At 34.2% G+C, this 19494-nt stretch carries 22 protein-coding genes, 8 tRNA genes and 2 rRNA genes; 30 read left to right on the top strand and 2 right to left on the bottom strand.

Annotated features, from left to right (window positions below; translation table 11 throughout):
• Nucleotides 1-95: 95 nt before the first annotated feature.
• The 26 genes from Mjas_RS02755 (at nt 96) to Mjas_RS02630 (ending at nt 14703) form a co-directional block, all read left to right on the top strand.
• Complete coding sequence (locus Mjas_RS02755; protein ID WP_421078250.1) at nt 96-488, top strand: DUF2111 domain-containing protein; 393 nt, start codon at nt 96-98, stop codon at nt 486-488.
• Nucleotides 489-566: 78 nt separating this feature from the next.
• Nucleotides 567-1004, top strand: coding sequence for a methanogenesis marker 5 protein (locus Mjas_RS02750; RefSeq protein WP_421078249.1), 438 nt, complete (start codon nt 567-569; stop codon nt 1002-1004).
• 75 nt (nt 1005-1079) lie between these two features.
• On the top strand, nt 1080-2264 hold the full coding sequence (locus Mjas_RS02745; protein WP_421078248.1) for a TIGR00375 family protein: 1185 nt from the start codon (nt 1080-1082) through the stop codon (nt 2262-2264).
• A 62-nt stretch (nt 2265-2326) separates the two neighbouring features.
• Complete coding sequence (locus Mjas_RS02740; protein ID WP_421078247.1) at nt 2327-3556, top strand: MFS transporter; 1230 nt, start codon at nt 2327-2329, stop codon at nt 3554-3556.
• 19 nt (nt 3557-3575) lie between these two features.
• The gene (locus tag Mjas_RS02735) at nt 3576-4223 is read left to right on the top strand and encodes a protein-L-isoaspartate O-methyltransferase (protein WP_421078246.1); all 648 of its coding nucleotides are present in this window, start codon (nt 3576-3578) and stop codon (nt 4221-4223) included.
• 136 nt (nt 4224-4359) lie between these two features.
• A complete protein-coding gene (gene pdxS / locus Mjas_RS02730; protein WP_421078245.1) occupies nt 4360-5259 on the top strand; it encodes a pyridoxal 5'-phosphate synthase lyase subunit PdxS in 900 nt (299 codons plus the stop codon).
• 118 nt (nt 5260-5377) lie between these two features.
• Nucleotides 5378-5451 (top strand) — tRNA-Thr (locus Mjas_RS02725).
• 22 nt (nt 5452-5473) lie between these two features.
• Nucleotides 5474-5551, top strand: a tRNA-Pro gene (locus Mjas_RS02720).
• A gap of 23 nt (nt 5552-5574) precedes the next feature.
• Nucleotides 5575-5651, top strand: a tRNA-Tyr gene (locus tag Mjas_RS02715).
• A 7-nt stretch (nt 5652-5658) separates the two neighbouring features.
• Nucleotides 5659-5732: transfer RNA gene (locus Mjas_RS02710), tRNA-Lys, on the top strand.
• Between the two features lie 19 nt (nt 5733-5751).
• Nucleotides 5752-5866, top strand: a 5S ribosomal RNA gene (gene rrf / locus Mjas_RS02705).
• A 15-nt stretch (nt 5867-5881) separates the two neighbouring features.
• Nucleotides 5882-5956: transfer RNA gene (locus Mjas_RS02700), tRNA-Asp, on the top strand.
• A 34-nt stretch (nt 5957-5990) separates the two neighbouring features.
• Nucleotides 5991-6064: transfer RNA gene (locus Mjas_RS02695), tRNA-Lys, on the top strand.
• A 19-nt stretch (nt 6065-6083) separates the two neighbouring features.
• Nucleotides 6084-6198 (top strand): 5S ribosomal RNA (gene rrf, locus Mjas_RS02690).
• 15 nt (nt 6199-6213) lie between these two features.
• Nucleotides 6214-6288: transfer RNA gene (locus tag Mjas_RS02685), tRNA-Asp, on the top strand.
• A gap of 98 nt (nt 6289-6386) precedes the next feature.
• Nucleotides 6387-7004 (top strand): 4Fe-4S binding protein, encoded by a 618-nt coding sequence (locus Mjas_RS02680; RefSeq protein WP_421078244.1) that lies wholly within the window; start codon nt 6387-6389, stop codon nt 7002-7004.
• Nucleotides 6986-7171 (top strand): DUF434 domain-containing protein, encoded by a 186-nt coding sequence (locus Mjas_RS02675; protein ID WP_421078243.1) that lies wholly within the window; start codon nt 6986-6988, stop codon nt 7169-7171. The genes Mjas_RS02680 and Mjas_RS02675 overlap by 19 nt, the downstream gene beginning before the upstream one ends.
• A 322-nt stretch (nt 7172-7493) precedes the next feature.
• A complete protein-coding gene (locus tag Mjas_RS02670) occupies nt 7494-7952 on the top strand; it encodes a DUF5616 domain-containing protein (RefSeq protein WP_421078558.1) in 459 nt (152 codons plus the stop codon).
• A 19-nt stretch (nt 7953-7971) separates the two neighbouring features.
• Complete coding sequence (gene argC, locus Mjas_RS02665) at nt 7972-9000, top strand: N-acetyl-gamma-glutamyl-phosphate reductase (protein ID WP_421078242.1); 1029 nt, start codon at nt 7972-7974, stop codon at nt 8998-9000.
• A 69-nt stretch (nt 9001-9069) separates the two neighbouring features.
• Nucleotides 9070-10170 (top strand): Ni-sirohydrochlorin a,c-diamide reductive cyclase catalytic subunit, encoded by a 1101-nt coding sequence (gene cfbD / locus Mjas_RS02660; protein ID WP_421078241.1) that lies wholly within the window; start codon nt 9070-9072, stop codon nt 10168-10170.
• A gap of 44 nt (nt 10171-10214) precedes the next feature.
• Nucleotides 10215-11168: a replication factor C small subunit gene (locus Mjas_RS02655; protein WP_421078240.1), complete on the top strand. Its 954-nt coding sequence runs from the start codon at nt 10215-10217 to the stop codon at nt 11166-11168.
• Nucleotides 11169-11317: 149 nt separating this feature from the next.
• Nucleotides 11318-11617: a DUF211 domain-containing protein gene (locus tag Mjas_RS02650; RefSeq protein WP_421078239.1), complete on the top strand. Its 300-nt coding sequence runs from the start codon at nt 11318-11320 to the stop codon at nt 11615-11617.
• Between the two features lie 178 nt (nt 11618-11795).
• Nucleotides 11796-12503: a ribonuclease P protein component 3 gene (gene rnp3, locus Mjas_RS02645; RefSeq protein ID WP_421078238.1), complete on the top strand. Its 708-nt coding sequence runs from the start codon at nt 11796-11798 to the stop codon at nt 12501-12503.
• A 55-nt stretch (nt 12504-12558) separates the two neighbouring features.
• Nucleotides 12559-13218: an inosine/xanthosine triphosphatase gene (yjjX, locus tag Mjas_RS02640; RefSeq protein ID WP_421078237.1), complete on the top strand. Its 660-nt coding sequence runs from the start codon at nt 12559-12561 to the stop codon at nt 13216-13218.
• Between the two features lie 140 nt (nt 13219-13358).
• Nucleotides 13359-13523, top strand: coding sequence for a 4Fe-4S binding protein (locus tag Mjas_RS02635; RefSeq protein WP_421078236.1), 165 nt, complete (start codon nt 13359-13361; stop codon nt 13521-13523).
• Nucleotide 13524: 1 nt separating this feature from the next.
• Nucleotides 13525-14703 (top strand): NAD(P)/FAD-dependent oxidoreductase, encoded by a 1179-nt coding sequence (locus Mjas_RS02630; RefSeq protein WP_421078235.1) that lies wholly within the window; start codon nt 13525-13527, stop codon nt 14701-14703.
• A 50-nt stretch (nt 14704-14753) separates the two neighbouring features.
• On the opposite strand, the gene Mjas_RS02625 is transcribed toward Mjas_RS02630, so the two are convergent.
• Nucleotides 14754-15260, bottom strand: coding sequence for a signal peptidase I (locus Mjas_RS02625; protein ID WP_421078557.1), 507 nt, complete (start codon nt 15258-15260; stop codon nt 14754-14756).
• Nucleotides 15261-15938: 678 nt separating this feature from the next.
• On the opposite strand from Mjas_RS02625, the gene Mjas_RS02620 reads away from it, so the two are divergent.
• From Mjas_RS02620 to Mjas_RS02605, 4 genes are all read left to right on the top strand, one after another.
• Nucleotides 15939-16142 (top strand): histone family protein, encoded by a 204-nt coding sequence (locus Mjas_RS02620; RefSeq protein ID WP_013866738.1) that lies wholly within the window; start codon nt 15939-15941, stop codon nt 16140-16142.
• Between the two features lie 171 nt (nt 16143-16313).
• Nucleotides 16314-16997, top strand: coding sequence for a UMP kinase (pyrH, locus tag Mjas_RS02615; RefSeq protein WP_421078234.1), 684 nt, complete (start codon nt 16314-16316; stop codon nt 16995-16997).
• Nucleotides 16998-17019: 22 nt separating this feature from the next.
• Nucleotides 17020-17205 (top strand): DUF2116 family Zn-ribbon domain-containing protein, encoded by a 186-nt coding sequence (locus tag Mjas_RS02610; RefSeq protein WP_421078233.1) that lies wholly within the window; start codon nt 17020-17022, stop codon nt 17203-17205.
• Between the two features lie 87 nt (nt 17206-17292).
• A tRNA-Met gene (locus tag Mjas_RS02605) sits at nt 17293-17368 on the top strand.
• Nucleotides 17369-17711: 343 nt separating this feature from the next.
• Here Mjas_RS02605 and Mjas_RS02600 read toward each other — a convergent pair.
• Nucleotides 17712-19370, bottom strand: coding sequence for an S-layer protein (locus tag Mjas_RS02600; RefSeq protein WP_421078232.1), 1659 nt, complete (start codon nt 19368-19370; stop codon nt 17712-17714).
• Nucleotides 19371-19494 lie beyond the last annotated feature (124 nt).

Genomic DNA, 19494 nt, shown 5'->3' with positions numbered 1-19494 from the left:
TTATTATGTAATTTTTATTTATATATTTCACCAATACCTAATTTTTAAATATTAATTTATAGTATAAATATAATTACTAAAAAGAAGGTGAAAGTATGTTAAAAGAAGTTTTAAAAAAAGGGGACGCCAATGATATTCTACCAATCGCCTATGCCGTGCATTTATTGGTAAATAAAGTTCCAATAGCTATGCGGTCTAAGGAAAAACCTGGAGTAAGAATTGAAAAAGGAGAGCTCGTAGATGATAACTATGAGGGCTATGTCTTGAAGCTCGCCATTGAATTGGGAGAAACATTAAGAGTAAGTGCTACAATGGGGCCTTATGCAGGACTTCCAGTAATAGTAGTTCCAATAAAAGATGGTGATGAGATTTTAGGGGCAATAGGTGCTGTTGATATAACTGCGGGAATGTTCGAAGAAATTTTATCCCTTTCAAGACGACCTGAATTGTCCAAATTCCTGCCTGATGATGCATATCCGAAAATGTAAAATGTAAAAGGCATAAAAAATAAAATAAACTAATGGTAGTTTAAAATATTGATAATCAATAAATATTACGGTGATAGTGTGAAAAAAGTATTTATTTACCCGCCAAACAGTCTTATATTGGGAGATTTAGTGGAAAGATTTGGGCACAAACCATTAATGTTAAACAATGTAATCGGCGAAAAAGTAAGGACTGCGGAAATTGACAGCCCACCTTTAAATATGACTGATGAAGACCCTAAAAAAGGACTCAGATATGCTGCAATTGAGGTTCCTTCTGGAGTAAGGGGGAGAATGTCTTTAATAGGTCCGTTGATTGAAGAGGCAGACGCTGCAATTATTATGAATGAGGCACCTATTGCCTTTGGATGCGTCGGATGTGCGAGAACAAATGAGCTCTCAAAATACCTTATAAGAAGAAGGGAAATACCAAGATTAAACTTAATATATCCAAAAAATGAGGAAGAGGCAAAGGTTGTAGTTCAAAAGATAGCTTCATTTTTAAAGGAGCTTGAATAATTTTTTATTTTATTTTTATTTCTATTTTAGTGTTTTTAGTTAAATTTACAATTTTCTTAATTTAATGGTGATATTGTGATTATAAACGCAGATTTACACATTCATTCAAGATTTGCAAAGGGGACATCAAAGTATATGGATATTGAGCATATAATAAAATACGGGAAATTAAAGGGACTAGATATTATTGGAACTGGGGACTGCCTTCATCCAAAATACTTGGAAGAGATTAAAAAATACAATGACAGCAACCATTTGCTTTTAACCACTGAAATAGAAGATAAAAACCGTGTTCATCATCTTGTTTTTTTGCCAAGTATTTCAAAAGTTGAGGAACTAAGGGATACCTTAAAAAAATATTCCAAAAACATTGACACAGAGGGAAGACCAAGAGTTGTTTTAAGTGGTAAAGAACTATTTGAAATTATTAAAGAAATTGGGGGACTCATTGGACCAGCACATGCTTTTACACCATACACAAGCATATATAAATCGTTCAATTCAATATACGATTGCTACGGAAAAAAGCCGGATTTTGTAGAGCTCGGTTTATCCGCAGATACTGACATGGGGGACATGGTGGATGAGCTCAGAGATATTCCATTTTTAAGTAATTCTGATGCCCATTCATTCCACCCCCATAGATTAGGAAGGGAATTTAACCAGATTGAAATAGGCAATCTCGGAAATATTGAAGAAAATTTTGAAGAAATAAAAAAAGCCCTAAAAAACAATAAAATCGTTGCAAACTACGGTCTTGACCCGGCACTTGGAAAGTATCATTTAACGGCATGTTCAAACTGCCATTTAAGATACCATATTGAAGATGCTGAAAAATTGAACTTCAAATGTGCTGAATGCGGTGGAAGGATTAAAAAAGGTGTGTATGACAGAACTTTGGAGCTATCAAAGGATAAAAAAATCGTTCATCCAGATTTTAGACCACCGTATTATAAAATAATTCCACTATCTCAAATTATATCCCTTTCAATTGGCAAAAACATAGGAACAAAGGCGGTAGAATCACTTTGGCAGGAGTATATTGACTTATACTATGATGAAATTAATATTCTTACAAATGTTGATATACCAGATTTAACAAAAATAAATGAAAAGGTTGGGAAAACAATTGATTTATTCAGAAGAAACAAAATATATATCTATCCCGGTGGTGGCGGAGAGTATGGAAAAATAATGAAGACCCCACCAAAGATAAGATGGTATGAGCCTAAATTAACGCTGGATAACTGGATAAAATAAAATAACTCCCTACATTCAATAGAAAATAATAATAAAATAAAAAATTAATATATGGGCAAATAATGAGCGATAATAGACATAATAATATAAAAGACAATAGTAATGTAAATCCAATGGAAATTGTAATAATATTATGGATTACAACATTTATAACAATGCTTGGAATTGGTTTGATAGCTCCGCTTATGTCAATTTATGCCAAGGAATTGGGGGCATCAAATTTTGAAATAGGGCTTATTTTTGGTTCTTTTGCAATTGCAAGAACCATTGCTCAAATTCCTATTGGAAGTTTATCCGATAAATACGGTAAAAAAATATTCATTTTAATAGGAACATTTTTTTGTGGTGTTTTCACATTAATGTATGCCTTTGTGAGCTCAGTTATTGGACTGTTATTTGTGAGAATATTTAATGGGGCATTTTCTTCTTTTATTACTCCTGTTGCTGGTGCATATGTTGCAACCATAGCTCCAAGGGAAAAACTTGGGGAATATATGGGTATTTTTGGCTCGGCAATTGGGCTGGGATTTGCCATGGGACCACTTATTGGGGGATTTCTTGCAGAGTGGTATGGCATAAGAACACCATTTTATTTTTGCGGAGCTCTGGCATTTCTTGCATTTTTAGTGAGCTATTTTAAATTAAAAAATGTGGTAGTTAATAAGGATGGAAAATATGAATACATTTCGGATTGCGTAGTTAAGGGAAATAGTTCCAATAAAGAGTTAATATCTTTCGAGTTTTTGGAGAATAAATATTTTTTAATATCCTATATTATAAATACATCTTACATGGCAATTACTGCGGGTATAATAGGTTATTTGGCAGTTTATGCTTCGAATTACAACATTGGAGTGGCTTATGTAGGGTTTTTGATAGCATCTACTAACTTAGTTATGGGAGCTCTTCAAAGAAAATTTGGAAAAATTTATGATAAATTGGGAAATCCTATAATATACATAGGTTTGATTATCGGAGCTCTGGGGGTTTATGGGCTTTCTATATCTCATTCATTCATAAATATGTTCCTATCTTTGATAATTATGGCTCTTGGAGGTGCCATGTATGTTCCTGCTATAAATGCCCTAGCTATGAAAGAGATTCCCCATCATAAAAAGGGAGGAGCGATGGGATTTTTCACCACCAGCTTAAACATTGGAATGTTTATTGGTGCGGTAGTTCTTGGATTTGTTGCAGATTATGTAGGATTGTCCAATATGTATAAGTTTTCTGCCATGATTTCATTTATGGTGTGCGTGGGAGCATATATCGCCATGAGGGGAAAGAAGTAAAGGGATATGAGGTGAAATTATGATAATGGAAATGATTCCAGTTGTGGAAAGATTGGAGAGGGAAGGATATATAAAAGATAAAAAGGTAGCTGAGGCTCTTTTAAAAGTCCCGAGGGATAAGTTTGTTCCAGAGGAGCTCAGGGATTACGCATATATTGACACACCCTTAAACATTGGTTATGGTCAGACAATTTCAGCCATTCACATGGTGGCTATGATGTGCGGAGCTCTTGATTTAAAAGAAGGTCATAAGGTTCTTGAAGTTGGAACAGGTTCTGGTTATCATGCCGCAGTTGTAGCCGAAATTGTTGGAAAAAACGGGCAGGTAATCACAATAGAGAGAGTTCCAAAACTGGCTGAAAAAGCCGAAACTGTATTGAGGGAATTAGGTTATGATAATGTAATAGTGATTTGTGGAGATGGAACATTGGGGTATGAACCCCTTGCACCATATGATAGAATATATATAACCGCAGCAGGTCCGGATATTCCAAAACCATTAATTGAACAGTTAAAGGATGGGGGAAAAATTGTAGCTCCTGTTGGGCAGTATATTCAAAATTTAATTCTACTGGAAAAAAGAGGTAAATCATTAATAAAGAAAAATTTAGGGGAGGTTGCATTTGTTCCATTAATTGGAGAGGAGGGATGGCATATTGAAGAATAGGGCGGAGTGTATTATCATAGAATTATAAAATTAGTAATTAATAAATTAATAGATTAATTTCGATAATGTTAAATATATAAAAAATAATTAAAATGAATATTAAAAATTATAACATATAAAATAAAAGAGGTATATTATGAAAAAAGTTGGAACAGAGCTTTTAAAAAGAGGATTTGCAAAAATGGTAAAGCACGGAGTTGTAATGGACGTTACAAATGCTGAACAGGCACAAATTGCTGAGGATGCAGGAGCTACTGCGGTAATGGCTTTGGAAAGAGTTCCAGCAGACATAAGAGCTCAGGGTGGAGTAGCAAGAATGTCAGACCCTGAAATGATATTGGAAATAAAAGATGCTGTGTCAATTCCTGTGATGGCTAAGGCAAGAATAGGTCATTTTGTTGAAGCACAGGTTTTAGAGGCAATTGGCGTTGATATGATTGATGAAAGTGAGGTATTAACCCCTGCTGATGAAGTAAATCATATCGATAAAAAAGCATTTAAAGTTCCATTTGTATGTGGTGCGAGAAATCTTGGAGAGGCATTAAGAAGAATCGACGAAGGAGCTGCAATGATAAGAACAAAAGGAGAAGCGGGAACAGGAAATGTTGTTGAAGCTGTAAAACACATGAGAGCAGTAAATGAAGGTATTGCAAGAGTTGTTGGATACTATGAAATGGGTCTTGATAGGGAGCTCGTCCAAATGGCAAGAAATGAATTGAAGGTTCCATTAGATTTGGTATATGAAGTAGCAAAATTGAAAAGATTGCCAGTGGTTAATTTCGCAGCGGGAGGTATCGCAACACCAGCAGATGCAGCATTGATGATGCAGATGGGATGCGACGGTGTATTTGTTGGTTCGGGTATTTTCAAATCAGGAAATCCAGAAGAAAGAGCAAAGGCAATTGTTGAGGCAACATACAATTACGATAAGCCTGATGTAATAGCAGAAGTCAGCAAAAACCTTGGAGAGGCAATGGTTGGAATCAACATTGAAGACATTCCTGAGAAGGAGCTCCTTGCAAAAAGAGGTGATTAAATTTTATCATAATTTTTTACCATATTTTTTATTTGTTTAATATATACTCATCAATTTAAATTATTAAAACCGAAAGGTTTATATAGTAGAAGGGTATTATTCAGTTTGCAAACAAAATGCCTCGGTGGCTCAGCCTGGTAGAGCGCCTGACTTGTAATCAGGTGGTCGGGGGTTCGAATCCCCCCCGGGGCTTGATGTTTCAGAATATATAATAGGGCCTGTGGGGTAGCCTGGTCCATCCTTTGGGATTTGGGATCCTGAGACCCCAGTTCAAATCTGGGCAGGCCCACCACTTATTATCTAATTAATCACTATCCGGCGGTAGTTCAGCGTGGTAGAACGGCGGACTGTAGATCCGCATGTCGCTGGTTCAAATCCGGCCCGCCGGACCACATAATTGGGCCCGTAGCTTAGTCTGGTAGAGCGCCTGGCTTTTAACCAGGCGGTCGAGGGTTCGAATCCCTTCGGGCCCGCTACGATTAACATTTTTGGCATGACGGTCATAGCGGAGGTGCCACATCCGATCCCGTTCCGATCTCGGAAATTAAGCCCTCCAGCGATACCCTAAGTACTGCCTTTCGGTGGGAACAGGGTGACGCCGTCAGCCTTTTTTTATACATTTGCCCTGGTGGTGTAGCTCGGCCTATCATACAGGACTGTCACTCCTGTGACTCGGGTTCAAATCCCGGCCAGGGCGTTTTATTAATTATATTGATTATATAGAAATTGTTGGGCCCGTAGCTTAGTCTGGTAGAGCGCCTGGCTTTTAACCAGGCGGTCGAGGGTTCGAATCCCTTCGGGCCCGCTACGATTAACATTTTTGGCATGACGGTCATAGCGGAGGTGCCACATCCGATCCCGTTCCGATCTCGGAAATTAAGCCCTCCAGCGATACCCTAAGTACTGCCTTTCGGTGGGAACAGGGTGACGCCGTCAGCCTTTTTTTATACATTTGCCCTGGTGGTGTAGCTCGGCCTATCATACAGGACTGTCACTCCTGTGACTCGGGTTCAAATCCCGGCCAGGGCGTTTTATTTTATAAATATGTATTTGTATATTTAAATATATCTAAAATAGTTTTAAATGTAATTGGCAAATATGCATGTTAAAACATAAAGAGCGAAAATATGGAACATAATGGGATAAATAGGGTGCTAAATAAAGGAAACCTATTAAAAAAGATTTTTAAAAATGTATTTAAAAAAGATGAATTTCAAGAATCTAAAAGAACAGAAAAGCCAATTTTAAATGAATGTATAGCTTGCGGTTTGTGTGCCGAAGTATGTCCAACAAGTGCTATAAGGATTTTTAAATTTAGAAATATAATCTGTTCCCATTGTGGGGCTTGTGTTGAGGCTTGCCCCAACAATGCCATTTTATTGGATAGATTTACAATTGATAAGGATAAATGTATAAAATGTGGATACTGTGCATTGGTATGTGCCATACCAGTTATAAAAAATGAAATTCCAATGCCTGAAACTCCAATTATTACAAAAGAATGCAATAATTGTGGATTATGTATTCCAAAATGTCCTAAAAAGGCAATCTATATTGAAGAAGGATATGATAGAATTTCAATAGATTCTAAAAAATGTGAAAATTGTTTAGTTTGTATGGATTTTTGTCCAATGCATGCAATAGTTTCTCCGGTTGATTATGTAAAGTCCTGCATAATTAAAGTTGATATATATTCTTGTATATTTTGTAAAGAATGTGAGGAAATATGTCCCATAAAGAAATAAACGAAAAAATAGGTGCTAAACTAAATAAAGAAATTAGCGTAAAAATAAAGGATGCTAAAAAGGATTTTAGATATTTGATAAACAGAGGATATAAAAAGGATTATGCTTTGAATGTTGTCTCTGACCTACTCCAACGAGTGAACTCGTTGGGTTCTCGCTTACGGTAGTAAGCGAGCAACGAAATCACGAAGTGATTTCGTCTAATTTTAGTAGGGTTTAACCCTACACGGGTGGCCAAGCCCACTACCCCTACCCATTAATGGGTTCAGGGCTACGCTATGCACTTCCAACCACTACCAGCGGTAGAGTTTTCACTAACCCTACCCATAGATACTTGGACTGGTAGCGTTACTTACTACTAATCTTCATATATTTATATTTTACTACTTACTAGCCGATATAATGTCCGCCTCTCATCCAATCTCGTAAGAGATTTTACAAAACTATGTTTTGTATAACGACTGAAGTCGTTGGCTTTCCCGGCGGTTTATCGTAAAAAATAAATTAATAGATATTGAAAAATTATCGAATAAGGAGCTAAATATTGATGGATATAATGTATTAATTGGAATTGAAGCACTTTTAAAAAATAATGTAGTTTTATGCGATGATGGAATTTACAGGGATTTTATGGGAATTTACGGAAATTACAAAATTAACTCAGATACTGAAAGAGCTCTAAATTTGTTGATGGGATTATTTAAAAAGTATGATATAAAACCAATATTTTATTTTGATGCCCAAGTGTCAAAAAGTGGGGAGTTCTCCAAAAAAATAAGAAATTTGATGGAAAAATATAATATCGATGGTAAAGTTTTTTGTGTGAAAAATTGCGATTACATATTAATGAATAAAGAGGTAGTGACAACATCCGATAGTATAATTATAAAAAATAAAAAAGTTAAATGTGTAATTGATTTAATAAGGGAAATAAAAGATAAAAAATAATGAACAGTATGGTGATTAAATGATAACAGTTTCAATAATTGGTGGAACAGGATACACAGGGAGCGAATTATTAAGAATACTTTCAAATCATCCAGAAGTTGAAATAAAATATATCACTTCACGAAAAATGGATGGTGTAAAAATAACAAAACTACATCCAAATTTGAAATGTATCAAAAACCTTGATAATATGACATTTAAGAATATCCCTCCTGAGGATATTGATTCCGATTTTGTATTTTGTGCAACACCACACGGTGCTTCAATGAAAATAGTGCCCGAATTGTATGAAAAAGGTATGAAGATTATTGATTTAAGTGGAGATTACAGATTTGAAGATATTGCCACATACGAGGAGTGGTATAATTTAGAACATACGGGAAAACTTGATGCAGTATATGGATTACCTGAGCTCCACAGGGAAGACATTAAAAAAGCAAAACTTGTAGCAAACCCTGGATGCTTCCCAACTGGCTCAATTTTAGCATTAGCCCCACTTGTAAAGGAGGATTTGATAGAAAATAGGATAATTGTTGATTCAAAAACTGGTGTGAGCGGTGCAGGGGTTAATCCATCAGAAACTACCCATTTTCCAAATGTAAATGAGAACATAAGCCCTTATAAAATAACAACTCACAGGCACAGCCCAGAAATAGAGAAAGAACTGGAAAAACTAACCAACAAAAACATAAAATTGTCATTTACACCACATCTTGCACCAATTACTAGGGGGATATTAACAACTGCACACACATTTTTAAAAGAGGATGTTAGCAGGGAACAGATAATCGACATTTATGAAAAATTCTATAAAAATGAACCATTTGTAAGAATATTTGATGAGGGAGCTCCTACATTGACAGGAGTTAGAGGTTCAAACTTCTGCGACATTGGAGGATTTGAAGTGGATAGGCACGGCAGACTTGTTGTAGTTTCAGCAATAGACAACCTTGTAAAAGGGGCAAGTGGTCAGGCAGTTCATAATATGAATTTAATGGCCGGATTTGATGAAACAGAATCACTATTATATGGCGGATTAAAGCCATAATGTGATTTAATCATTATTTATTTTATTTTTATTTTAGTTATTTCTAAGAAAGATTAAAAGGATGATAAAATGATAATGCACCCAAGACCATCACCAATAGCAGCATCTATGTATCAATTAAGAGATATAGGCGTTGATGCTATAATCATGCACGGACCAAGCGGTTGTTGTTTTAGAACTGCAAGACTTTTAGAACTAGACGGAGTAAGAGTTTTTACTACAGCAATGGATGAGAATGATTTTATATTCGGAGCTCAGGAAAAATTAAGCAATGCAATAAAGGAGGTAATAGATTATTTAAAGAAAAACAAGGCGGAAAAAAATAAATATGTTATAGGTATTGTTGGGACGTGCCCGAGTATGATAATTGGGGAAGATTTATACGCCCCAGTTGATGATTATGAGAGTCATGAGGATGTTGTGATTATTCCAGTTGAAGTTCATAGCGGAATGAATGACAACACCATTGGAGCTATTAAAACCATGGAGAGCTGTTTAAGTTTAGGGATAATTGATGAAAAAGAATTTAATAGGCAGAAAGAAATGCTTGTAAAAGCCACCGAGGTTGAAAAAACCAGAGGTATGGCTAAAAGTAGATATCTAAAACCAACCTACGAAGATGATTTAGATGAGGTAATAAATTTAATAACTGCGGATAAAGATTTAAAAATCGCCTGCGTTTTAAATGCAAAAAAAGAAACTGCATACTTATTTGCTCACCCATTAATTGAGATTAATAAACATAATAATAAAAATGATGTTATAAATATAGCAAATTTAGATAAAAACATAGGATTTGAAAAAATTAGAAAAGATGCAGAAAATATATTAAATGAATATTCAAAAAATAATATAACAATTGATTACATCACTGGTGGATTGGATGAATATCCAGTTACTGGGAGAAAAGCTGTCGATATTTTGAAGGAAATCAATCCCGATATTGTTGTAGTTTCAGGAGTTCCCCATGCACTTCCTATCGAAGAGTTGAAAGAAATAAATAAAGATGTAATAACTATTGGCATAAGCGACGGTCCAAGATTATATCATCCAATAAAGGAAGTTTATGACTATGGCATTATTGAATTGGATGCTCATGCAAAAGTTTTGGGAAAAAGAACTGTTGTAAAATCAAGATTTGGTGAAGTTTTAAAGTATGCATTCCAATAATGGTAAAATAATATTATAATCTATAATAACCATTTGGTGAAAATATGGAAAAACCATGGGTAGAAAAATACCGTCCAAAAACATTGGATGAAATTACAGGGCATGATGAAATTATAAAAAGGCTTAAAAACTATGTAAAAAAGAAATCCATGCCGCATATGCTATTTAGCGGTCCGCCCGGCGTTGGAAAGACGACTGCGGCATTATGTCTTGCAAGGGATTTATTTGGTGAAAATTGGAGAGACAATATTTTAGAATTAAACAGTTCGGATGAAAGAGGTATTGATGTAATAAGAACAAAGGTAAAGGATTTTGCACGAACAAAGCCAATTGGGGATGCACCATTTAAGATAATATTTTTGGATGAAAGCGATGCCCTTACAAGCGATGCTCAAAACGCATTAAGGCGAACTATGGAGAAATACTCCGATATATGCCGATTTATCCTTAGTTGCAACTTTCCAAGCCGTATTATTCCTCCGATACAATCAAGATGTGCTATATTTAGGTTTTCACCACTGAAACGGGAAGATATTATAAAAAAACTTAAAGAAATTGCAGAAAATGAAAATATTACCATTGATGATAGCGGTATTGATGCAATAATCTATGTATCAGAAGGGGATTTAAGAAAGGCTATAAACGTATTGCAAACCGCTGCAACAGTTTCAAAAAATATCGATGATGAAGTAGTTTATAAAGTATCATCAAAGGCACGACCAGATGAGATTATAAAAATGGTAGAGCTCGCACTAAACAACAAATTCATTGAAGCAAGAGAGCTCCTATATAACTTAATGATTGATTGGGGAATGAGTGGAGAAGACATACTATTACAGATGTTTAGGGAGATTCCTAATTTAGATATTGAAGAAAGAAAAAAGGTATCTCTCGTTGAAGCAATTGGAGAATGTGATTTTAGAATAGTGGAAGGGGCAAATGAAAGAATACAGCTCAGTGCATTACTTGCTAAAATTGGAATGTTAAAAGGAGATTAATAACAAATAATTCTCCATTCCCTTTTTAAGGTATAATTATTACTTACCAATCGATGTTTAAAAATTAATTTATAGTTTGCATTAACTATATATATCAAATTAAATACTTTATTAATAAATAATATATAACTGAATTGGAGGAGTAGAAATTGCCGGGACTAAGAAGAATAGTGTTGGACGTTTTAAAAACACATGAGCCCAAATTAACGGATTTAGCGGTAAAATTGTGTGCATTAAATGAAGTAGATGGTGTAAATATTACCGTTTATGAAATAGATAAATCCACAGAAAATATTAAAATTACCATTGAAGGGATGGATTTACAGTATGAGCCAATAAAAGAAATAATAGAATCAATGAACGGTGTAATACATAGTATAGATGAAGTTGCCGCAGGAAAAAGAATAATTGAGGAAGTGAGAACTCCCCAAGATAGGATGAAGTATTAATATCAGATTTATAGGTGGGCATACGACATCTAGAATTTCGGAGACTATATAAATCATGAATATTTATTTTAAATGGCTTTAATGGCTTTTAAACATATAATATATATTAAATTATCCTTCCTTTTTTATTTTCATTTATTTTATATTTTATTTTTCCATCAGTTTTGAAGAGGATATTATGATAACTAAACCCGTAGATATCAATCACATATTTGATGAAGAAGGCATTAAACTACTTAAAGAGTTGGGATGGTATGGTTCAGTTGCTGTTCAGCATCATGATGGATATGACAATGAAAAATTAGAATGTGTTAAGGAGTATGGTGAAAAACACGGTTTAAGAATATATTCTGGAATAAAAATACCATCAAAATCTTCAAAGGAGTTATCAAAGGTTGTTAAAAAGTATAGGAATAAAGTGGATATTATACTTGTGGAAGGTGGAGTTATAAAAATTAGTAGAAAGGCATTAGAAATGCACGATGTGGATATTTTATCCACGCCAGAACTAAACAGAAGAGACAATGGTATTGACCATGTGCTTGCAAGATTGGGGAGCTCCCACAGGGTAGCAATTGAACTGAATTTTAAGAGTTTATTGGAAAAGAAATATTACGAGAGGGCAAGAATTTTATGGGCATTTAGAAGAAACCTATTTCTCGCAAAAAAATACGATACTCCCGTTGTAATTTCAAGCGGTGCAGAGAATATATACGATATAAAATCGCCAAATGATTTAAGAAGTTTTTTAAATACTCTTACAATGGATTCTAATTATTCAAAAAATATAATGGAGATGCCCTATAAAATTGCAGAATATAGGACATATTTAAGAAAAAACAATGTAATAAGATATGGTGTGGAAGTAGTAGTGGATAACAAATAAATTAATAAAATAAATAATAACTTAATGATAATAATAAATTAAATAAGTGGTAAAGATGTTTGAAAATAAAAAATGTGATATATGCGGAGCTCCTGCAATAACCTACCTTTTTGGAAGTTTTGTGTGTGGTAGTGAAGAATGTGTTGAGAAGGCAAAATTATTAAGAGGAGGTCCAGCAGGGCATAAATTAAGAGTGGTTTCTGTTGGAAGTGAAAATCCTGTTAAAGTTAAGGCTGTTGAGTTGGCAATGGAAAAAACAATAGGAAGTGTTCTTGTGGTGGGGGTTGATGCCGATAGTGGAGTATCAAAACAGCCAATAGGATTTGATGAGACAGCCAAAGGAGCCATAAATAGGGCAAAATATGCATTTGAGGCTAAACCTTCACTGTATGGAATTGGTATAGAGGCAGGTCTTGTTGAAATCGGTGGAAAATATTTAGATGTTCATGTTTGTGCCATTTTTGATGGATTGAATTATACCATTGGAACTTCGCAGGGATTTCAAGTGCCAGCGGAGCTCGTTAAAGAAATGAAACATGGAGAGGAATGTGGGGTTGTGGCTGAAAAAATATATAATGTAAAAAATATAGGAAAGAAAGAAGGAATAATTGGATATTTAACCAATGGCGGTATTAACCGAATGGATTTATGTGAAAATGCAGTGTTAATGGCTATGGTTCCGCGATTGGCAAATAACCAGAATATAGAATTTTAATAAAAATAGGATATATCTTTTTTAAATAATATATAATATCATAACATAATAAAAAATTATGTTAAATATCTATAAATATAATTTAATACAAGAAATAATAGCTATTTTTATATGTGTATTTAATTATCAAAGTGATAGTTATGAAAGTGAATCATGAAAAATGTGGATATTGTGGAGCCTGTGTAGGAGTGTGCAATAAGCTCGCAATAGAGTTGATAGAAAATACAATTGTTATAGATGCTGAAAAATGTAATAGCTGCAAATCGTGCATGATAGTATGTCCATTAAATGCATTGGAGGAATAATATGAGAGAGTTAATAAATAATGCTGAGTATGATGTGGTTGTGGTTGGTGCAGGACCCGGAGGAAGTATGGCTTCATATTATGCATCTAAAAATGGAGCAAAAACACTTTTAATTGAAAAATCTCAGGAAATTGGTGAGCCCGTAAGGTGTGCAGAGGCAGTTCCGAGGTTGGAAGATTTTGGAATATCGCCGGACCCGCAGTTTGTGAGAAACTACATAAAAGGAGGATATTTAATAGCTCCAAATGGTAAAAAAATAGAGGTTAAAGGAGGAAAAACGGACGGATATATTGTGGAAAGAAAGATATTTGACAAATATCTCGCCATAAGGAGTGCAAGAGCGGGAACAAAGGTGGCAGTTAAAAGTAGAGTTGTGGGCTTGGAACATAACGGCGATGGATATGACGTAATGGTCAATCATCTTGGAGAGGAATATACTGTAAAAGCAAAAATTGTTATAGCAGCAGATGGGGTTGAAAGTTCTGTTGCTGAAATGGCAGGTTTAAAGTCCAAAAAGATTCCAACTCAGGTATGTTCCTGTGCAGAATATGAAATGACAAATGTTAAATTGCTAGATAATGAAATGATGGAATTCTATTTTGGAGAGATATGTCCAAAAGGGTATGCTTGGATATTCCCTAAGGGAGATACTGCAAATGTTGGTTTAGGTGTTATCGACAAGAATAAAAAGGCAATAGATTATTTGAATGAATTTATAGAGCATCCTATATTGGAAGGAAGATTAAAAGATGCTACTCCAATCGAATTTAAATGTGGGGGAGCTCCTGTTGGAGGACCAATAGAAAAAACTGTGGATGATAATATTATGGTTGTTGGAGATGCCGCAGGACAGATAAGTCCATTGTCTGGTGGAGGAATCTATTTATCCATGAGTTGTGGTTCCATGGCTGGTGAAGTGGCGGCAAAAAGTATTAAAAATAATAATTATTCCAAAGACGCATTAATTGAATACGAAAATAAATGGAAGGAAAAATATTATGATATCTTAATGGCGGAGCTCAAATATAAAAATGTTCTTCAAAAATTAACTGAAAAGGAATTAAATGCACTTGCTGATGCAATGGATGAAAAGTTAGAAGAAGTAGATGTAAAAAAGATAGCATTTAAGGCAGTAAGAAAAGCACCTTCATTGTTAAAATACTTTAAAGAGATTATTTAAATTTTTTCTTTTTATTTTCTTTTTATTATTCCTAATGTTGTTTTCTCTACTTATTTTTTCTTTTTTAAATAATCGTAGGCATACCATACTATAATTATCAATATTACCAACCATATGTATTCTTTTAGTAATATTGAGATATATCCAATATGCGGAATTACCAGCGGTTTTCCATTTATCGACACAACTCTCTGTTTTATCTGGTTTATGGATATGAGCTCCGGGTCATAAGTGGGGTTATTGTCCCCTTTTGTTATAATATAAATATTACCATTAAGTTCTATTTTTTCAATAACTCTATGTATTACTGGTTTAACCTTATTTCCGTTAAATGCAATTAATGTTTTATTGTCTATTTTGGTCATATATTCCATATTATTTTCCCTATAGTTTGGCCAGTGCGCTTTATATACAACAATATCTCCAACCTGAACATCGTTTGGGTTGAATTCCCAATTTGCATTTTCTACGATTACAAAATCTCCCCTCTCCATCACAGGATACATGCTGTTGGACACAACAACATTTACATGGGTCCAAACTATTAAGAGCACAATTAAAAAAACTGCCCACTCAATTATCTCCTTTTTATTGAATTTTTTGTTAATGTTAATAGTATCACCACAATATTATGCTCTATTTATTATACCGACATGAATTTATAAAAATATATCCATGACTTTACGATAAACCGCCGGGAAAGCCAACGATTTTAATCGTTATACAAAACATAGTTTTGTAAAATCTCTTATGAGATTGGATGAGAGGCGGACATTATATCGGCTAGTAAGTAGTAAAATATAAATATGTGAAGATTAGTAGTAAGTAACGCTACCAGTCCAAGTATCTATGGGTAGGGTTAGTGAAAACTCTACCGCTGGTAGTGGTTGGAAATTCAAAAGGTAGCCCTGAATCTCCTAAACGGGGATAGGGGTAGTGGGCTTGGCCACCCGTGTAGGGTTAAACCCTACTAAAATTAGACGAAATCACTTCATGATTTCGTTGCTCGCTTACTACCGTAAGCGAGAACCCAACGAGTTCACTCGTTGGAGTAGGTCAGGGGGACGTGTTATTATTATGTTATTGATTAATTAATTGACTCAGTGCTTGAATATATGTAATCAAATAATGGGTAGTTCATATATGATGAATGTAGGATTAAATATGGATTATTTCCGAAAGATTTATATATATCTTTTTCTAAATTTAAAAATACAAAACCCTGAGGTGATATGATGGCAGAACTTCCAGTTGCACCAGTAGTAAGAATATTAAAAAAAGCAGGTGCTGAAAGAGTAAGTGAAGAAGCAGCTAAGGTATTAGTTGAAGCATTAGAAGACATTGCAATGGATATTGCAAAAGAATCCGCAGAATTAGCAAAACATGCTGGTAGAAAAACAGTAAAAGCTGAAGATGTAAAAATGGCATTAAAAATGTAATTACTTTGCATCTATCTAATTAATTTTTATTTCTATTTTTATTATTTTTCCAGAATTTGATACTTATTTTTATGTTATGAGTGTATAATTTATATAATATTAGTTTATAAAATTTTTAGAAATTAATTTTAACTTTTATATTTATTTACAAATTAATATAGAGGTCTTAATATGAGGATAGTTTTTGCATTGGGCGGTTCGGTTGTAATGCCAAAAGAAGGAGCGTCGGTAGATAAGTTAAAAGAATATGCTGAGGTATTTAAAAAAATAAAAGACATGGGCAATGAATTGAGCATAGTAGTAGGCGGCGGAAATACTGCGAGAAACTACATTTCTGTTGCCAGAGAATTTACAAATGAGGCTTTTTGTGATGAAATAGGAATACTAGCCACAAGAATGAACAGCATGCTTTTGATGTCTGCTCTTGGAAATTATGTTATAAAAAAGGTTCCAGAAAACTTTAAAGAAGCAGAATTGATTTTAAATCTAAATAAAATCGTTGTAATGGGTGGGACTCATCCTGCACATACAACAGATGCAGTAGCGGCTTCACTGGCAGAGTATATTAACGCAGATTTATTGGTTATAGCTACAAATGTTGATGGAGTCTATGATAAAGACCCGAGAAAATATGAAGATGCAAAAAAACTAACAAAAATAACAACAAAAGAGCTCCTAAATATTACAGGTTCTGCATCAATAGCCGCAGGCTCTTCGTCCATAATCGACCCACTTGCATCTAAGATTATAGATAGGGCAAAATTAAAAACTGTGGTAATTGAAGGAGCTCCGGGTGAAATATTAAATGCCATAACTGGTGAGCATCATGGAACTGTAATAGTTCCAGATGAGTAATAAGTAATTTTGGTGACATTTTATGGAAAAACATAAACATTGTTTAAATTGTGGAATATCTATTCCGCCTGAGGAAGTGTTCTGCTCTGAGAAATGCAAAGAAGAATATTTAAAAAAGAGAAAAAAAATGGTTAGAAGTCAGCAGATGTTTTTTCTTATGATGCTGATAATATTGGCGATTTATGTTGGTATGATGTTTTTTAAATAATAGATACGGTTGTGCTTAATTATACCACATAACAATAAACTTTATATATTACATATTACTTCTTTATTTTGCGAGTAAGTTAAAAGAAGCGGGGTAGGGTAGCCAGGCCCATCCCGCCGGGCTCATAACCCGGAGATCCGAAGTTCAAATCTTCGCCCCGCTATGGGTTTTAACCCTATTAAATTACCAAGCCTACTACTCCTATCTTCATTAGGAGGTTAAGGTTACCTTATGTACTTCCAAACTCTGAGACAGTAGAGTATTTACAAACGCTACCCATAGATACTTGGACTGGTTATATTTTATTTTCATATAATGACCGCCTTTCGTCCAACAGCTAAAAGCTGTTGGAACCTTCTTGGCGGTTTATAGTAATTTATCTATATCGTTTTTTTCACTTTTAATGAGATTCTTCTCATTATGGGCATTATTATTTAAAAATTTTAATCTAATTATTTAAATTAATAAATATATTATTAAATAAAAAAAGAAAAAAGTTAAAGAATTTAGTAGTTTTTGATTAAGTCTAATGCAGCTTCTCTTGTTTTGTCTCTGTCTCCACCTGCAACAACTAATACTTTGTCATCTACAACTGCTAATGTTGCTGGGCTTGTGTTGTCGATTGAAACTTTACCAGCATCTTGGAGCTCTTTTGTTAATTTGTTTACAACAGGTCCTCCAATTAAGATTAAGTTTTTGCCGCTGTCTAATGAAACTTCTGTGTCTAATTTTGCAATTGGAGCTGTTACTGGAACTGCTTGCTGTGCATCTGCTTTGAGACCTTTTAATGTAATGTCTGCATTTAACACACTTTCTTTTTGACCGATGTTTAATGTTGCTTCTTTTGATACATCGGAATAAGCATATATTTTATAGGTACCAGTGGTAGAATCAACAACTTTATCTACTTTTAATTTAAAGTAATTATCTATTGCTGAGAATTCATCTCCCTTAGAGCTTAATATATTGTCATCTTTTGTAGGATCTGTATCATCTACTAATGCAATACCACAAATTACCTTGTTATTAACTTTACCTTCGCCTTTTATACTCACACCGCTATCTGTGATATCGGTAGTTTTTTCAATTTTTATTTGATTATTAGTTGGATCTTGAACTACTGCATATATTTTGTAATCTCCTTCGTACTTATCTCCTAAGTGTAATTTCTTTACATCTTTCACTAAATATAAATCAGCATATCCTGTAGTTGCTGCTACGTTTTTATATGCATTTGTAACTATTATTCCCACAGGACCGCTAACTAATACCAATGGTTTTGTAGCATTGGCATAATCAAACTTCTCTGCTACAACAGTACCATCTTTTAATATTTGGACATCTACTTTTGGAGCTGCTCCACTTGTAGTGGATTCCAATACTGTCTTTACTTTAGCCGTGTATCCATTTCCTAAATCTTGGGTTTCCCCTTCCCCTAATACTCCATCATATGCTAATTTTCCGATTATTAAATCTTCATTGTCTGCATCTGCTTTAACAAACATGTATTGCTGTCCTAAGAATGGTATCAATACTCCAGGGGCTAAGTATGTATTGTTTGTATTTAATGAGGAATCAGCAGTTACTATTGATGCATAACCTACTAAATCAACACCAATCTCATTTGATTCATTTTTCATTGCGAAAAATCCTAATTCAATACCATCGTCATCATTTACTGAATAAATATTTTTTAAATCTACATCATCAATTTTCATCAATGTGGATAATGTTTTTGTAATGTCGTTAGATGCGTAATATGTCTTACCACTATAATTTACACCGCTTGTTAATGGATAATCCCCATCATCCGGAGTTACTGCATATGTCATATTTCCAGTACTACTTGTGTTGAACTCTACTTTACTAGCATCTGATGAAACATGAACATTTAAATCAGCACTTCCATCTGTAACTGCTCCTGTTTTGTAGCACATTGAACCGATTTTTGCTGCAACGTCAGCTGCTGAAACAACGTCCATTGCTGCTGCGTTTGAACCAACTACAATATCTACGTTTGGCTGTCCGTCTTTAACTACATTTTTCATGAATCCTGCAACATCTCCTGATGTTGTAGCTGCTGCCATCGCACCGCTTGCTAATGCGGATGCTACCATAGCTCCTCCAATTGCCATTGCTCCGATTTTCTTTAAGCTCATTGCCATATTTTTTCACCCTCAATTTTTTTTGGATTTTTAATTTTTTTCACAAATTACACTTTGCATTATTAGTATATATACTTTACCATCTGAAACAGTTCTAACAATAGTTTCATGTCTAGAATATTAA

This window comes from Methanothermococcus jasoni (genome assembly GCF_049075655.1).
In the GTDB taxonomy this organism is placed as follows: Archaea; AGJL01; Methanococci; order Methanococcales; family Methanococcaceae; genus Methanofervidicoccus.
Note: the sequence above shows the minus strand (reverse complement) of the source record. Positions and strands in the feature narration are given on the sequence as shown.

Coding starts and splice junctions, on each gene's coding strand:
- pdxS (WP_421078245.1), top strand. CDS start 4,360: ATGAAAAAAGTTGGAACAGAGCTTTTAAAAAGAGGATTTGCAAAAATG.
- Mjas_RS02630 (WP_421078235.1), top strand. CDS start 13,525: ATGAGAGAGTTAATAAATAATGCTGAGTATGATGTGGTTGTGGTTGGT.
- cfbD (WP_421078241.1), top strand. CDS start 9,070: ATGATAATGCACCCAAGACCATCACCAATAGCAGCATCTATGTATCAA.
- Mjas_RS02755 (WP_421078250.1), top strand. CDS start 96: ATGTTAAAAGAAGTTTTAAAAAAAGGGGACGCCAATGATATTCTACCA.
- Mjas_RS02610 (WP_421078233.1), top strand. CDS start 17,020: ATGGAAAAACATAAACATTGTTTAAATTGTGGAATATCTATTCCGCCT.
- yjjX (WP_421078237.1), top strand. CDS start 12,559: ATGTTTGAAAATAAAAAATGTGATATATGCGGAGCTCCTGCAATAACC.
- rnp3 (WP_421078238.1), top strand. CDS start 11,796: ATGATAACTAAACCCGTAGATATCAATCACATATTTGATGAAGAAGGC.
- pyrH (WP_421078234.1), top strand. CDS start 16,314: ATGAGGATAGTTTTTGCATTGGGCGGTTCGGTTGTAATGCCAAAAGAA.
- Mjas_RS02740 (WP_421078247.1), top strand. CDS start 2,327: ATGAGCGATAATAGACATAATAATATAAAAGACAATAGTAATGTAAAT.
- argC (WP_421078242.1), top strand. CDS start 7,972: ATGATAACAGTTTCAATAATTGGTGGAACAGGATACACAGGGAGCGAA.
- Mjas_RS02735 (WP_421078246.1), top strand. CDS start 3,576: ATGATAATGGAAATGATTCCAGTTGTGGAAAGATTGGAGAGGGAAGGA.
- Mjas_RS02655 (WP_421078240.1), top strand. CDS start 10,215: ATGGAAAAACCATGGGTAGAAAAATACCGTCCAAAAACATTGGATGAA.
- Mjas_RS02620 (WP_013866738.1), top strand. CDS start 15,939: ATGGCAGAACTTCCAGTTGCACCAGTAGTAAGAATATTAAAAAAAGCA.
- Mjas_RS02635 (WP_421078236.1), top strand. CDS start 13,359: ATGAAAGTGAATCATGAAAAATGTGGATATTGTGGAGCCTGTGTAGGA.
- Mjas_RS02600 (WP_421078232.1), bottom strand. CDS start 19,370: ATGGCAATGAGCTTAAAGAAAATCGGAGCAATGGCAATTGGAGGAGCT.
- Mjas_RS02680 (WP_421078244.1), top strand. CDS start 6,387: ATGGAACATAATGGGATAAATAGGGTGCTAAATAAAGGAAACCTATTA.
- Mjas_RS02675 (WP_421078243.1), top strand. CDS start 6,986: ATGTCCCATAAAGAAATAAACGAAAAAATAGGTGCTAAACTAAATAAA.